This window comes from Macrococcus capreoli (genome assembly GCF_025628935.1).
Classification (GTDB): Bacteria; Bacillota; Bacilli; order Staphylococcales; family Staphylococcaceae; genus Macrococcoides; species Macrococcoides capreoli.
Window position 1 is genome coordinate 24,194 of sequence record NZ_JAOTIS010000014.1, and the last position, 15,264, is coordinate 39,457.

Below are 15,264 nucleotides of genomic sequence, written 5' to 3' on the forward strand. Positions count from 1 at the left end.
TGAATACGTCATTTTCAAGCGCTTTCAAAAATGTTACACTTATAGTGACTAAATATTAAGGCGGGGTAAAACATTGACTTTTAGATATATGAAATTATCGGATGAACACTATCGACATGTATTGTTAAGATTCGGAGATTTCTTTGAAGACTTTAGATGTTTTGTTGAGACGAGTAAAGCGATGACGGATGAACTGAAGATTCCAGTAGATAAAGATGATTCTTATACACGATATTTAATCCGACTTTTTGTGATAGCAGAGGAGTTATCTGGTGAGAAGATTGAAGATCCAAGATGTGATAAGACGATAGAGATGATTACAAACGTCGTGAAGGATAAGAATTTCAATCGTTATAATAGTGCCGAAAGTGGTGTGCCGGGTAGAATGTATCAGGCGTATCAGATATTTGTTGGAGAAGGATTGACAATAGAGTAATTTCATTATGTGGAACAGGATCAACAGTAGTTGGTCTTGTTTTTTTATGAAGTTTTATAACAAAAAGAGGTTACGACTTTAATATTAAAGGGTACAAATAATCATTAACACAAAATAAATTGAAAAAGGGTGAAAGTATGGGTAGTGCATTCTTTTGGGGCGCAGTATCAGGTATTGCAGTATTACTTGGTGCATTGATTAGTATGATTGTTGATATTCCGAAGAAAATATTAGGCTTTATTATGGCATTTGGGGTCGGGATATTGATTGGAGCAGCGACATTTGAATTGTTGCAGGATGCGTTAGAGAAGAGTCATTTCATTAATACAGTCATTGGATTTATAGCTGGGGCGCTTACCTTTACGATACTGGAAGCGTTAATTTCACATCATGGTGGTAAACATCGAAAAAGATCAAACCAACATGAATTGAATCAGGAAGATTTACCTGAACAACAACATAAGCAAAGTGATGGTGACGGTAATTCTGGATTAGGGATCTTTATAGGAACGGTGATGGATGCGATACCAGAATCGATGATGTTAGGGATGAGTTTAATCGGTGGTAAAGGTGTCAGTATGTTATTGCTGATTGCAATTTTCATTAGTAATATTCCTGAAGGATTATCGAGTACGACAGGGATGTTGAAGAGTGGCCAATCTAAAATGAAAATAATAACGCTATTTGGTGTTGTGACGCTCGTTGCTGCTTTTAGCGCACTGTTTGGTTATGTGTTCCTGGATCACGCGAGTCTAGGGATTATTTCAATGTTATCGAGTTTTGCAGCAGGTGGTATTATTACGATGATTGGTTCAACAATGATGCCGGAAGCATACGAAGACGGTGGCGGACTAGTAGGACTCATGACAGCGTTTGGCGTGATTACGTCAGTGTTATTAGATCAGTTAGGGTAAATTCAAATTTATTAAATATAGTTTTGAGTGATGAGCCAGATAGAATACATTAGATGTGTTAAATAATGGTCTTTATTGATTAACAGTGGAATAATATTGTGAATAAAATATCGTCTCACTATGTATAATATTATTGAGCGAAAAATGTATATTTTATATAATTTTTACATATTAATAGAAGCCAAATTGATTCTATAAGATTGAAGACAAACTCACAATTCAAAAATGAGTTTGTCTTTTTTCTTCGAAATATAATGAAATTCTAAAAAAATTAGCAAAATATCCAGGCTATCCTGCAGATAATTTGCTAATTTCTTTAAATTAATGCATGCAAAAATAAGCGTGGTCTCCATGGCGACTTTTTGAATCCCTTTATGCTTAGTCCATTTTAAACCATGCTGCTCTTTGGTATCAGCAAATCGTCTTTCTATCGTTTGACTACGCAATTTATATATAGATTTTATTGTATCTATAAAACTCAAGTTATCAACAACATCAAGATATTCTTGCCAAATATGCCTTGTAACTATTTTTTCTGTTCTTTAGTTTTCGAACATTTATTAAGTAACGGGCAATTCTTACACTCATTTGGATTTGAAATATATAAATGATATCCGTCACTGTCTGTTCTCTGATAGTTCAACATTTGATTATTAGGACAAATATAGAAATCATAAAATTCGTCATATGCAAACTCATTTTTATTCATCAGGTCCTTTGGACCCATCGGACGTTTATATGGCATTGCTGGAATTATTTCTTTGCTCAATAAGTATTTTGCATTGTTTTATCAAAAAAAGACTGTAGGCTTCATCGCCGAAGGAGACTTTGTCTACAGTATGAGACCTTTAAGAGTCTTATTTTTGTTGTATTTATTAGCTATTACATTATTGATACACTTAATTATAAGGCTTTAAAGATTGTAAATTAATAAAAATGTTTTTTTAGTAGGTATTAAACTATATAGAATGGTATTTTATATTGAAACAATAACAAAATTAGAGTAAAATTGAATGATTTATATAAGCATATGATATAGAAAATATAAATAAATTACGTATAATAACAAATGAAGCTTGTATAAAACGATATACTTTATTTGAAAAATAGTTGTTTTTGATTTTTACATTAATGATTTTAAATAGGAGAAAAGTATGAAAAAAAAACTTAAAGCTATTGATTTATTTGCAGGCTGTGGCGGTTTATCTGAAGGATTTTTACAGTCTGATAAATATGAATTTTTAGCACATGTCGAATGGGAACTCCCAATGGTTAATACATTAAGAGAAAATTTAGAGAAAAGATGGGGGCATAGCAACCAAGATACTATTAATAGAGTAATACATTTTGATATTCAAAAAACTGATGAATTAATAAATGGCAATTGGTCTGAAAATACTAAAATGTTATATGAAAAAACAAATGGAAATCCTGTTAAGGAAGGTGGCTTAAAGAAACTAATTGGTAAGGATCAGGTCGACGTCATTATTGGTGGCCCACCTTGTCAAGCATATTCTATCGCAGGCAGAGCACAAGATCCAGACTCTATGCAAAATGACTATAGAAATTATTTATTTGAAAGCTTTGTAAAGGTTGTTGATAAATTCAAACCTAAAGTTTTTGTATTTGAGAATGTTCCAGGAATTTTAAGTGCAAAGCCAGGTGGGACGTCTGTTTTAGAAAGAATTTACCAGGCTTTTCATGAAATTGGTTACGAAATTCGTGAATCAGGGAATATGAAAAATTCAGTTTATACTTCTGCTGATTATAAAGTACCTCAAGAAAGAAAAAGGGTTATAATTCTAGGTGTTTTAAAGGATAGTGAATTAGATTTGGAGAATTTTTACAACGTTTTAGATTCACTTAAATCATCAGAAAAAAAGTTAACAGTTAGAGATGCTATATATAATTTTCCGAAATTTTTTCCATTGGATTCTATAGTTAGGATTGGAAATAAAAATATATCTCATGGTTTTACTGATGAAAACAATTTAGACCTACATATTCCTAGGTATCACAATAAGAGAGATATGGATATATTTGAAGAATGGATCAATAACAATATGAATAAATTAAGTACAAAGGAAAAATTAGAATATTATTATTCTAAAACAGGGAAAAAATCTAATCATAGTAAATATAGGAATTTAGAATGGGATAAACCTTCTCCAACAATTGTTTCTCATCTTTATAAAGATGGATTAATGTTCATCCACCCGGATTCAGAACAAAAAAGATCGATTACAATAAGAGAAGCTGCTTCTCTTCAAACATTTCCAAATGATTATATTTTTGTGGGATCTAGTGCTTATTGTTTTAAAATGATTGGAAATGCGGTTCCAGTAAATTTTTCGAAATTTATTGGTTTGGCAGTATGGCAGTTTATAAAGGAGTAATATTATAATGAAAAAATTAAATGTTTTAGTAGCATGTGAAGAAAGTCAAACAGTTTGTAAAGAGTTTAGAAATTTAGGTCATAATGCATATAGCTGCGATATTTTAAAATGTAGTGGAGGTCATCCTGAATGGCATTTTAATCAAGATGTATTTAGTATTATAGAAAATAGAGGTGGTTTACTACAAAGTGGAGAAGAAGTATTTTTAGATAAGTGGGATATAATGATTGCTCATCCTCCATGTACGTATTTAGCAGTTAGTGGAGCTAGATGGTTTTATCATCCAGAGGATAAAAATTTGCCTGTTGAGAAAAGAAGACCCCATCCCAAATTCCCTAATAGGGCACAGGATAGAGAAGATGCTGTGAAATTTTTTATGAAATTAGTGAATGCAAATATTGAAAAAATTGCAATAGAAAATCCTGTTGGTACAATTAATACAAGATATAGAAAACCAGATCAAATTGTACAACCATATCAATTTGGTGATTCAGCATCCAAATCAACTTGTTTGTGGTTAAAGAACTTACCTAAACTTGAACCGACTAATATAGTCGGAAAAGGTGATTTCGTAATTTTGAGTAGTGGGAAAAAATTGCCCAAATGGTATTCAGATGCTTTAAGTAAGTCTAAAAGTTCCGAAGAGAGAAGAACTTTAAGAAGTAAAACATTTCCTGGATTTGCGAAAGCAATTGCTACACAATGGAGTAAGGAGGAGTTATATGAATAAGTATATAAGAAAACTATTCCCGCATGATATTAATAAGCAAATAAGCATTACTAAAAAAATACAAAATGATTTTTTTGGTAATGCAGAAGTATTTGAAGTGATAGGAATGAGGTCTGGCAAGAATGGTAAAATAACAATTTTATCTGCAACAGATCCAAGGTTTGGTGGTGATATAAAAAAGATTTTGAGTGAAGAAGGAAATTTTTCTGAAGAGGATATTATAATATTCACGAAAAATGGTAGTAGCAAGTATTTTATTGAATTAATCACTAAGGATAGTGATTCTTATAATATTTTTAATTCATTTTTTAATAATAATGAAAGACATTCGTTATTATTTTTTGATGAAGAGAATGAACAAGATAATGAAGATGAAAATAAAAATAGAGTATTAAAGGGTAAACAAAGAATATTTTTTGGAGCGCCTGGTACGGGTAAAAGTTATAAATTAAACTGTGAAGCAAAAGATGATTTTAAACATAATTATGATAGAGTCACTTTTCATCCGAATTATTCGTATGGAAATTTTGTTGGTTCTTTTAAACCTTTCCCTAAAATAAAATATACAGCCTCTAATGAAATTAAAACAGATGAAGATGGAAATATAATTGAGACAATTACATATGATTTCATACCAGGAATATTAATCAAGGTTCTAGAACGTTCGTATCGTAATGTTCATAATGATTATTTGTTAATTATTGAAGAGATAAATAGAGCAAATGTTTCTGCAGTTTTCGGAGACTTATTTCAGCTTTTGGATAGAGACAATAATGGAGAAAGTGAATACTACATTAGTACTTCCAAAGAATTACAGTCATATTTAAAGAGAGAACATACAAAAGAACCATTTGATCCATCTGTTGTAAAAAAATTGGGAGAAAATTTTGAAAAACTTTATTTTCCCTCCAATTTATTTATTTGGGCTACGATGAATAGTGCCGATCAAGGAGTCATGCCTCTTGATACTGCTTTTAAAAGAAGATGGGATTTTGAATACTTGGGAATTAATGAAACAGCTGATGAAAATAGAGAATTATTTGAAAATTATTTTATGAAAATTAATTCTACAGAAAAGGTAAAGTGGGATACTTTTAGAAGAAATATTAATGAAAGATTATCAAAATTGAATATTCCTGAAGATAAATTATTAGGCCCCTACTTTATCTCTAAATCTGTGTTAGAATCTGATGATATTCAAAATGTTACAAATGTAATTAAAAATAAAGTATTAATGTATCTATATGACGATGCAGCAAAAGCATATCGAAATATTTTATTTGCTGAAGGAAATCATTCTACTTTTTCGGCTTTGTGTAGAAGTTTTGAAGAAAATGCCTTAGATATTTTCAAGGAACGTATTCAGATTGAATCAAGTGAGATCATTTCTGTTAATTTCAACAATGTGAATGTAGAAGAAAAAAATAATGAAAATAGTGAATTATCTTGAAAATAAAATTAGTTAAAGAATTGAAGCCTTATTCAGTTTCTGAACTCAATAATATTTTTGAAGAAGAAGATTACTTTGAAGATATAATAAAAAGTTTGTCTATTATGAATATATTAAGACAAATAAACAAAGAGTCCTCAGATTTTGAATTAGAAGACTTAATAGATGTTGAAAATTTAACAGATATAAATGAAATAGACGGAAACATGTATGTTTTTAGGTTTGTTGGCATTATTTATATAAATGAAATTTGTTTAGTAAGTTATCCTAAATACATTTCTAATATTACTCAAGACAAGAAAAATAATTTTGAAATTATTAAATTAATCATTTCAGTTATTAGGAAGTATAACAGTAAATCACAAAGAATAAATTTTGGAAAAGAAGAAATTAATAATTTTAATCTTTTAGCGACTGGCTTAGAAATAATTGAAGATTATTTTGAAAGTGGATTATATAGAAACGATAAAGAAATTATAGATAATAATACTGACGGTGAAATATTGTGGGATAAGACAATTAATGAAACAAGTATAATTTTGGTTGATAATTTTCCCTTTTATTTTGATACTTATCATAGAAACCAAATTGATAATAACTCTGATTTTTTTACAATTCTACATTCTGCTATTATTAATGATATTAATATAAAGTTAAAAGAAATATTTGAGCTTATTGGGTTTGAGAGTATCTATTTAGATGCTGAAGATTTAGATTTTAACAATAGAGAATATATACTGTATAAAATCAATCAAGAATATTCACAACAATTTATTACTTCAAAACAAAAAAAATTATTATTAATGAAAAAGTATATTAATAATGAAGAAGGAAGTAATGTTGCCGAAAAAATATCTTTTGTGGGTACAAATCACTTCAATCTAATATGGGAAGATGTATGTAGTGTCGTAAATAATAACAGTAATAAAAAATCATTAAAGGAATTAGGTCTAAAATTTAAAAATGGTGGAGATTCTATGAATCTTTCTGATGTAATATCACGTCCAAAATGGACGCCCAATAGTAAAAATATCACGCATACAGCACAAAGCACACTTATTCCAGATATTATCACAATTAAAGACGGTAATCTTTTTATTTTTGATGCTAAATATTATAAGATGACTCTAGATGATAAAGGTGTTAGAAACCATCCGGGTATTAGTGATGTTACAAAACAATATCTGTATGAATTATCATACAAAGCTTTTGCTGAAGAAAACGGATTAAATATTGTTAAAAATGCTTTTTTATTACCTTCAGAGTATGACGAAGAAGTAAATTTGGGTACTGTTGATTTAGATATCTTCTCTTTATTAACAGAAACTACTTTTAATGAAATTGAAGTTATTTTAGTTTCGGCTAATAATTATTATAGAGAGTATTTACTTAAATGATAAATATTACCGTTTTTATGTTAAATTTATTTATTAAATCAAAATTAATCTATGATTATAATGTTTTATTTATGTGAATTTTTAAAAATAAATTTAATATTTAATGAGGTGATATTATGGATGTTCATACTAAAGAACAACGTCGCTATAATATGCAAAAGATTGCCGGGAAAAATACGAAGCCTGAAGAGATTGTTCGTAAATTTTTATATCATAAAGGTTTAAGGTATAAGAAAAATGATATTAATTTACCGGGCAAACCGGATTTGTATATTTCTAAATATAACGTGGCCATATTTGTAAACGGATGTTTTTGGCATGTCCATAATTGCGATTTATTTGTCATGCCTAAGTCTAACCAGGAATTTTGGCAAAAAAAATTAGAAGCCAATGTTGCAAGAGATGAAATAAATATTAATAAACTTAATGAAATGGGTATTAGAGTGATTGTAGTTTGGGAATGTGGATTGAAGAAGAATAATAGAGAAGAAACATTAAATGATTTATACCACATGATCATCGACAATTTATAAGAGCATTGGACCGAGTGTCTAATGCTCATTTTTTTTATTGCGTCTATTTCTTTTCGGAATAACAATTAATTGCTCTATCGATATCGAGAATAAACCTGCAATCTTCCAAAGCTCTACCGCAGTAACTGCTCTTTCACCATTTTCAAGTTTTGAATAAGACGATTCCGAAATATTTAAATACGACGCAACTTCTTTACTTTTATACTCTAGATTTTCGCGGTGCCATTTAATTGCTGCTGCGATTTCTTCATTTGTCATATTATTTCACCTTCTCGTAAGGTGAAAATATCAAATGATTTTAATGAAATGATATTTCTGTCGAACTTCGCAATAATCCCCAAAAAGATTCCAAAGTAATATATAATAATGAGTTTGTCTTTAAACCTATTTCAAATAATATTTCATCACAACCTACATATTATACCAAAAGAACATCAAAATATGTGTAATTTTTCAATTTTAGAAAATTAATTCGTATACTCTACATAATTTTATATGATAGATTAAGAACCAACACCAAGGAGGTGACACCATGGATTTTGAGCTTGATCAAATACAGAATGTGTTAGTAACGATACAAGACCATCCAGATGCTGACTATTACGGTTACTTTAAAGACGACGACATCATTTTCATCTTACTCGAGATGGGACTAGTGGAATTCAAGTTCAATGTCTTATTAGATAAACGTATATTTGAACCTGAATTAAAGATTGAAGTAACGAAAAAGGGGAGACTCTTTATTACGGCATATATGAATAAAGTGAAATATAAATTATAAAGGCTGCACATGCAGTCTTTTTGTATTTATTAGGTAACATTATTATATAATGATAGAGAGGAGTAGGGGGGAATATTATGATTAACGCCATAAATCACATCACATTTTCAGTTGCTAATTTAGAACGTTCTATTTACTTTTATCAGAATATATTAGAAGGTAAGTTATTGATGAAAGGGCGCACATCCGCTTACCTAGATATTGGTGGTATGTGGATTGCATTGAATGTTGAAACAGATGTTCAACGATTTGAGATTAATCCAACATATACACATATCGCGTTTTCAATCGATGAACAGGACTTTTCATACTGGATGGAGAAATTCGAGAAAGAAAATGTTAATTTATTGGAAAGTAGAGCAAGAAGTAAGGAAGATAAGTTATCAATTTATTTCACTGATCCGGATGGTCACCGTTTAGAATTACATACGGGTACTTTAGAAGACCGCTTGCAATATTATAAGGAACAAAAGCCTCATATAAAAATATATTAAATAAAATGCCGGACTTACACTTGGAATAAGTCTGGCATTTTATTGTTATTTGATATTAATTAATAATGCATTTAATTTTGTTCTCTAGCTGCTTCAGATTGAATTTCAGCTTCAGTTAATAATATTTCTTCATTAAAAGCCCTTAATTCTGCTTGTAACTTGTTAATCTTCGCACGTCTCAACAAACTCGACGTAAAGTTAGTCGGTTGTTTCATTAGTTGTTCATTTAATTCTGCTAATACATCTGCTCTTGTTCTCATTGAAAACACTCCTTTAAAGTTTTTTACAATAAAAATAAGCTCATCTCAAAGAAAGAAGAGCTTAATAAAGAACTTCTTATCTTTCAAGATTACATCTTGTTGGAATTAGCACAGTGCAAACGCCTGTTGCTGAGGTTTCATAGGGCCAAGTCCCTCCACCTGCTCTTAATAAGATACGAGCTATTATATTGTAGGAATATTATATCATAAACAGTATAAAATATATACAGCGATATTATTTTGAAACATTGTTCATACGATTTGCTTTGAATTCATTATAACTATGCTATTATTATCGTGAGGTGACTACGTATGAATATTCATGATATAGCGAAGATAGCAGGTGTTTCTAAAAGTACAGTTTCCAGATATTTAAATGGGGGATCTATTAGTGAAAAAACACGTATAAAGATTGACAAAGTAGTCAAAGAAACTGGATTCTCTCCAAACCAATTTGCGCAAAGCTTAAAAGCGAAAAGAACTCAAATGGTTGGTGTAATCGTCCCGAGATTAAATTCTTTCGCATCAAATGAAACACTTTTAGGTGTAGAAACATATCTACGTCAACAACATTATCAAACGATTATCGTGAACACTGATTTAGATATAACACGCGAAGTAAACGCTCTATATTCATTAGCGAAAAATAAAGTGGATGGCATTTTACTTTTCGCTACTCAAATTACTGATCATCATATTCAGGCGATTGATTCAATTACAGTACCAGTAATTTTAGTAGGTCAATCTTATAAAAATATACATTCCATAGTTCAAAATGACTACCAGGCAGGCTATGAAATAGGTAAATATTTTGGGAAAACAAATATAAATAACATAGCCTATTTAGGTGTCGGTGAATATGATAAAGCAGTGGGTGTACACCGTAAAAAAGGTGTGTTAGATGGTTTAAAATTGTATCAAAAGACTGCAACTGATTATACTACTTCATTTAAGTTATCTGATGCACACCAAAAGGCGAAACAATTTATTTCAAAATATGATGCAGTTATTTGTGCAACAGATAATATCGCATTAGGTGTATTGAAAGCAGCATATGATTTGAGTATTAAAGTACCTTCACAATTATCAATCAGTGGCTTTGGTGGTTATGAAACAACTTCAATTGTGACACCAACTATCACAACTGTTGCTTATCCTTATCAAGAAACGGGAAACTGTGCAGCCAAGTCGCTACTTCAATTGTTAGATGGGCAATATATTCCACTATTACAACGTATGGATTTTACAATCATTGAAAAAGAAAGCGTTGACATTTAAAGAATCTAAGAGTAAAATGCTACTTAAGTAAAGCGTTAAGTATGTATTTTACTTTTTTTTAATCATAATTGGAACCGGTTCCAAAAATCAACCGAAAGAAGGAATCTTATGGCAAAATTATATGCAATTGGTGAAGCGCTTATTGATTTTATTCCTCATACGAAAGGCGTAGCATTAAAGGATGTGAGTTCATTTAATACACAGGTAGGTGGAGCGCCAGCAAATGTTGCGAGTTGTGTTGCAAAATTAGGAAAGTCCTCAGCATTAATTACACAATTAGGACAGGATGCTTTTGGTGATTTAATTGAGGAGACATTGTATAAAGTTGGCGTTGATACATCTTATATTATGAGAACAAATGAAGCCAATACAGGTTTAGCATTTGTTAGTCTAACAGAAGATGGTGAAAGAGATTTTGCTTTTTATCGAAAACCTTCTGCCGATATGTTGATGCAAGGAACCAATGTTGATTTTACTGAACAGGATATTCTACACTTTTGTTCAGTAGATTTAATACCTTCACCAATGAAAGATACACATATCCAGGTTATTCAGCAAATGCATGCAACAGGTGGCACAGTTGTGTTTGATCCTAATTTAAGGTTTCCGTTATGGCCATCAAGCATTGCTTTGCGAAACACTGTACAAGCGTTTCTGCCGTTAGCACATATTGTTAAGATTTCAGATGAAGAACTTGAGTTTATTACAGGGTCAAATCACACCGACTCTATTATGACCCTATTTCATGGACATACTGAAGTCGTGATATTCACAGAAGGCGCAAATGGCGCATCGATTTATACGAAAAAAGGACGAATTGCCCATCACGATGGATTTAAAGTTAAAGTACAGGATACGACAGGCGCAGGTGATGCTTTTATTGGAGCTACAATTTATCAATTACTTGGTCAGGATGTAATTTCATATTTAATAAACAATGCTAAAGAAATTTTAACTTTTAGTAATGCAGTTGGTGCATTGACAACAACGCAAAACGGTGCAATTCAAAGTTTACCCAATTTATCAATGGTAAAAGAACTAAAGGAGGAAGAATAATGGCTAAATCAGATCATCAAATTGCCCAGGAAGTATTAGATGCAGTAGGTGGCAGAGATAATATCGCTTCTATTGCACATTGTGCAACAAGATTACGTATTATGGTACATGATAAAGAGAAAGTGAATCAAGCAACAGTAGAGGATATTGAAAAAGTAAAAGGTGCATTTTACAATTCAGGACAATATCAAATCATTTTTGGTACGGGTACAGTGAATAAAATATATGATGCAATAATGGGTTTAGGCATCACAGGAAAAACAACTGAGGAAGTAAAAGCAGAAGGTAAAAAACAAGGAAATGCATTCCAGCGTGCGATCAGAATATTTGGAGATGTATTTGTACCGATTATTCCTGTGTTAGTTGCAACTGGTTTATTTATGGGATTACGTGGTGTAATGATGAATGAGCAAATTCTTTCATGGATGGGAATGACACCAAAAGATATATCTCCAAACTTTATATTATTCACACAAGTGTTAACAGATACAGCTTTTGCCTTTTTACCTGCATTAGTAGCTTGGAGTGCATTTAAAGTATTCGGCGGTAGCCCAGTGCTTGGTATTGTGCTTGGATTAATGCTTGTAAATCCTGCATTACCTAACGCTTATGCAGTAGGTAATGGATCAGCAGAAGCATTGAAGTTCTTTGGTGTAATACCAGTCGTTGGATATCAAGGGTCAGTATTACCAGCATTCTTCGTTGGATTAATTGGGGCAAAATTTGAAAAGTTCTTAAGAAAGAGAATTCCTGATGCGATAGATTTAATCGTTACACCATTTGTTACATTATTAGTCATGATAACTTTAGGGTTATTTGTTATTGGGCCGGTATTCCATGGTTTAGAAACAGTAATATTGACAGGTACGAAGTGGGTACTTGATTTACCTTATGGTATAGCTGGATTAATCATTGGTTTCTTCCAGCAGATTATTGTTGTGACAGGTGTGCATCACATATTCAATTTTATGGAAATTCAATTATTAGAAGAATTTAAGTATAATGAATTTAATCCAATCATCTCTGCAGCAATGACAGCTCAAGGTGCTGCAACTGTTGCTGTTGGTTTAAAAACACGAAATAAGAAGTTAAAAGCATTGGCATTACCATCAGCATTTTCAGCATTTTTAGGTATTACTGAGCCTGCTATTTTCGGGGTGAATTTACGATACTTCAAGCCATTTGTATGCGGATTAATTGGAGGAGCAGTGGGTGGGTTCTTAGCTTCGTTATTCCACTTAAAAGCTTCAGGTATGGCGATTACAGTATTACCGGGTACATTATTATTTATTAAAGATATTGGGCAATTACCATTTTATTTATTAGTATTAGCAGTTTCATTTGCAGTTGGATTTACATTAACATGGTTCTTTGGATATAGTGATAAAATGGCTGAGGAATTAAAGCAAAAATAAATGTAAGATGAACGTATTAAAATTTCAGATTATTATATACTAGAAAACACTCCAAACTTTTTGATCGTTTGGAGTGTTTGTTCGTTATAGATGATTCATTTTGTTCTTTTTAAAAGTAATTTCGATTAGTTTATTAATCTTTTGTTTTAAAGTAATATCACGTTTCATTAAGATATCTAAAGCTTCTACAAATTTAGAATTCTGAACAATTTTCTCCATAATATCCTCCCTTATTTATCTCGTCTAAATTGTCCTCCGAATGCGATGTTACAATTATATTATTGGATCAAAACCATAATTAGTTAACAAATCAAGTACCAATATCTTTTTCAAATATACAAAGTCATTGTACTATAATTTTTATATTTACACTCATACATACTTATGATTATATATAATTATAAGTATGTATTTTTTGATAGACAGGAGTATATATGATGAAATCACTTAAAGTATTAGCTGCATTAACTTTGTTATCAGTTGCTTTACCAGTATCACACGTTGACGCCGTTACTAAATCATCAAAACCGAAAACAGTTAAGGTTGCTACATCTAAACCTGGTTATCCAACTTCTAAATACAGAAAAGGTGCACCGAAAACATTTGCAAACTGTAAAGCGGTCAATAAATACTATCCAAATGGTATTACGTACAATCACATTTCATATCGCAAAGGGTTAGATCGTGATAAAGATAAAATGGCATGTGAATCAAAAGCAATGAAATTCCAGCCTTGGATGGCGAAAAACTAATGGAGTCCTGCGTATGCAGGGCTTTTATTTTGTGTTTACTAATAATATTATAAGTAGTACTATTGAAATATAATCGTATTTTGCAATAATAGCTGTTTTTAATAAATAGGAGGTGGATGAATATGAAATATCAAAGCTTAAAAACGATTTTTCACAGATATGCGGAACAAAATTGGAATAATGAATATCATATGAGATTAAATCATTATTCTACATTTAATACGAGTATATCTATTCACCCCATCCAGGATGAAAAGCAGAATAAAGAATATAATTACCCACTATTTATTATGAACACGACTGAACTGGTCACTAAACTCGAGAAAATCAATATGAATTCTAATAAAATTCTACGTTTATCTCATGCATTACCCGGTATTGCCAATGATTCTTATTTTAAAAATTTATTAATTAATGAACTACAAAGTACTAATGAGACAGAAAATATTAGAAGTACAAAAAAAGAAATTGCAGATGCTTTAAACGATAAACATCACCATAACAAAAGATTTCAAGGTCTTGTAAAGCAATATAATATGTTAATGACAGAAGGTAGTCCAAGTATTAATTCAATACTTGATATTAGAAATTTATTCGATACTCTTGTTTCAAGTGAAATCAAAGAAAAGGACATGCCTGACGGTAATTTATTTAGAACAAAAGGCATAGGTGTATTCAATAATTCTACAGGTAAATGGACACATAGAAATGAATATAATGAAGCGGAGATATATGCTTACTTAACAAATCTGATAAATTACTTAAACGATGATGGTTTTCCTGTCCTTTATAGAATAATGGGTGGGCATTATATGTTCGAATATTTACATCCATTTTACGATGGCAATGGAAGAATTGGAAGATATATTGTTGCTAAGATGCTAGCAGAGCATCTGGATAAATTTACTGCACTTACTTTTTCCTATACTGTTAATAGAAATCAGCAAAAGTATTACAAAGCATTTGAAGAGACGTCTCACTTTTTTAATAAAGGTGAATTGACGCCATTTATTAATACGATGTTTGATATATTAATTGAGGGACAGGAAAACATTATTGAACAGATGATTGAAAATCTGGCGTTGATTAAAAGCTTTGAAGTGGTGCTTAGTATGTTACAACTTACTAATCAAGAAAGTATGATTTTGTATTATTTAATACAGGATAAAGTATTCGGTAGTAAGTATTCTAAACTTACGTTGATTGAATTGACGCAAATTTCAGGTTTATCAAGAAACAAGGTCGATCAGATTATTAAGAAACATCTGGATAAATTGACGGAAGTTAAAAGCAAACCGAAGATTTATGAAATTAACGACGTGTTTTTAAATGAGTTAAGAGAGAAGAGTAATGAGCATTAACTGATTGATAT

Annotated in this window: 18 protein-coding genes and 1 riboswitch; of the genes, 14 read left to right on the forward strand and 4 right to left on the reverse strand. The window is 30.8% G+C overall.

The window, feature by feature from the left end:
* Window positions 1-73 precede the first annotated feature (73 nt).
* Complete coding sequence (locus OCL94_RS10595) at window positions 74-436, forward strand: hypothetical protein (RefSeq protein ID WP_262996891.1); 363 nt, start codon at window positions 74-76, stop codon at window positions 434-436.
* A gap of 137 nt (window positions 437-573) precedes the next feature.
* The gene (locus OCL94_RS10600) at window positions 574-1,350 is read left to right on the forward strand and encodes a ZIP family metal transporter (RefSeq protein WP_262996892.1); all 777 of its coding nucleotides are present in this window, start codon (window positions 574-576) and stop codon (window positions 1,348-1,350) included.
* A gap of 212 nt (window positions 1,351-1,562) precedes the next feature.
* Here the strand turns inward: OCL94_RS10600 and OCL94_RS13325 are convergent, their stop codons facing one another.
* Window positions 1,563-1,880 (reverse strand): transposase, encoded by a 318-nt coding sequence (locus OCL94_RS13325; protein ID WP_411268503.1) that lies wholly within the window; start codon window positions 1,878-1,880, stop codon window positions 1,563-1,565.
* A 624-nt stretch (window positions 1,881-2,504) separates the two neighbouring features.
* Between OCL94_RS13325 and OCL94_RS10605 the strand changes: the two genes are divergently transcribed.
* From OCL94_RS10605 to OCL94_RS10625, 5 genes are all read left to right on the forward strand, one after another.
* Window positions 2,505-3,746: a DNA cytosine methyltransferase gene (locus OCL94_RS10605; protein WP_262996893.1), complete on the forward strand. Its 1,242-nt coding sequence runs from the start codon at window positions 2,505-2,507 to the stop codon at window positions 3,744-3,746.
* Window positions 3,747-3,753: 7 nt separating this feature from the next.
* Entirely contained in the window at window positions 3,754-4,476 is a 723-nt protein-coding gene (locus OCL94_RS10610) for a hypothetical protein (protein WP_262996894.1), read from the forward strand.
* Window positions 4,469-5,926, forward strand: a complete 1,458-nt coding sequence (locus OCL94_RS10615) for an AAA family ATPase (RefSeq protein ID WP_262996895.1) — start codon at window positions 4,469-4,471, stop codon at window positions 5,924-5,926. Before OCL94_RS10610 ends, OCL94_RS10615 begins: the two co-directional genes overlap by 8 nt.
* On the forward strand, window positions 5,923-7,323 hold the full coding sequence (locus OCL94_RS10620; protein WP_262996896.1) for an LlaJI family restriction endonuclease: 1,401 nt from the start codon (window positions 5,923-5,925) through the stop codon (window positions 7,321-7,323). Before OCL94_RS10615 ends, OCL94_RS10620 begins: the two co-directional genes overlap by 4 nt.
* 116 nt (window positions 7,324-7,439) lie before the next feature.
* On the forward strand, window positions 7,440-7,856 hold the full coding sequence (locus OCL94_RS10625) for a very short patch repair endonuclease (protein ID WP_262996897.1): 417 nt from the start codon (window positions 7,440-7,442) through the stop codon (window positions 7,854-7,856).
* Between the two features lie 18 nt (window positions 7,857-7,874).
* Here OCL94_RS10625 and OCL94_RS10630 read toward each other — a convergent pair whose 3' ends face one another.
* Window positions 7,875-8,114, reverse strand: a complete 240-nt coding sequence (locus OCL94_RS10630; RefSeq protein WP_262996898.1) for a helix-turn-helix domain-containing protein — start codon at window positions 8,112-8,114, stop codon at window positions 7,875-7,877.
* A gap of 274 nt (window positions 8,115-8,388) precedes the next feature.
* Between OCL94_RS10630 and OCL94_RS10635 the strand changes: the two genes are divergently transcribed.
* Window positions 8,389-8,637: a hypothetical protein gene (locus OCL94_RS10635; RefSeq protein ID WP_262996899.1), complete on the forward strand. Its 249-nt coding sequence runs from the start codon at window positions 8,389-8,391 to the stop codon at window positions 8,635-8,637.
* A 77-nt stretch (window positions 8,638-8,714) separates the two neighbouring features.
* A complete protein-coding gene (fosB, locus tag OCL94_RS10640) occupies window positions 8,715-9,131 on the forward strand; it encodes a metallothiol transferase FosB (protein ID WP_262996900.1) in 417 nt (138 codons plus the stop codon).
* A gap of 71 nt (window positions 9,132-9,202) precedes the next feature.
* Here fosB and OCL94_RS10645 read toward each other — a convergent pair whose 3' ends face one another.
* On the reverse strand, window positions 9,203-9,391 hold the full coding sequence (locus OCL94_RS10645) for a hypothetical protein (protein WP_262996901.1): 189 nt from the start codon (window positions 9,389-9,391) through the stop codon (window positions 9,203-9,205).
* Between the two features lie 73 nt (window positions 9,392-9,464).
* A riboswitch (SAM riboswitch) is annotated at window positions 9,465-9,566 on the reverse strand.
* A gap of 137 nt (window positions 9,567-9,703) precedes the next feature.
* Between OCL94_RS10645 and OCL94_RS10650 the strand changes: the two genes are divergently transcribed.
* The 3 genes from OCL94_RS10650 (at window position 9,704) to OCL94_RS10660 (ending at window position 13,140) form a co-directional block, all read left to right on the forward strand.
* Window positions 9,704-10,669: a LacI family DNA-binding transcriptional regulator gene (locus OCL94_RS10650; RefSeq protein ID WP_262996902.1), complete on the forward strand. Its 966-nt coding sequence runs from the start codon at window positions 9,704-9,706 to the stop codon at window positions 10,667-10,669.
* A 108-nt stretch (window positions 10,670-10,777) separates the two neighbouring features.
* Complete coding sequence (locus tag OCL94_RS10655; RefSeq protein ID WP_262996903.1) at window positions 10,778-11,725, forward strand: carbohydrate kinase family protein; 948 nt, start codon at window positions 10,778-10,780, stop codon at window positions 11,723-11,725.
* The gene (locus tag OCL94_RS10660) at window positions 11,725-13,140 is read left to right on the forward strand and encodes a sucrose-specific PTS transporter subunit IIBC (protein WP_262996904.1); all 1,416 of its coding nucleotides are present in this window, start codon (window positions 11,725-11,727) and stop codon (window positions 13,138-13,140) included. The genes OCL94_RS10655 and OCL94_RS10660 overlap by 1 nt, the downstream gene beginning before the upstream one ends.
* An 84-nt stretch (window positions 13,141-13,224) precedes the next feature.
* Here the strand turns inward: OCL94_RS10660 and OCL94_RS10665 are convergent, their stop codons facing one another.
* Window positions 13,225-13,359, reverse strand: a complete 135-nt coding sequence (locus tag OCL94_RS10665; protein WP_262996905.1) for a hypothetical protein — start codon at window positions 13,357-13,359, stop codon at window positions 13,225-13,227.
* Window positions 13,360-13,577: 218 nt separating this feature from the next.
* Between OCL94_RS10665 and OCL94_RS13330 the strand changes: the two genes are divergently transcribed.
* Entirely contained in the window at window positions 13,578-13,892 is a 315-nt protein-coding gene (locus OCL94_RS13330; protein WP_262996906.1) for an excalibur calcium-binding domain-containing protein, read from the forward strand.
* 122 nt (window positions 13,893-14,014) lie between these two features.
* Window positions 14,015-15,253: a Fic family protein gene (locus tag OCL94_RS10675; RefSeq protein WP_262996907.1), complete on the forward strand. Its 1,239-nt coding sequence runs from the start codon at window positions 14,015-14,017 to the stop codon at window positions 15,251-15,253.
* Window positions 15,254-15,264 lie beyond the last annotated feature (11 nt).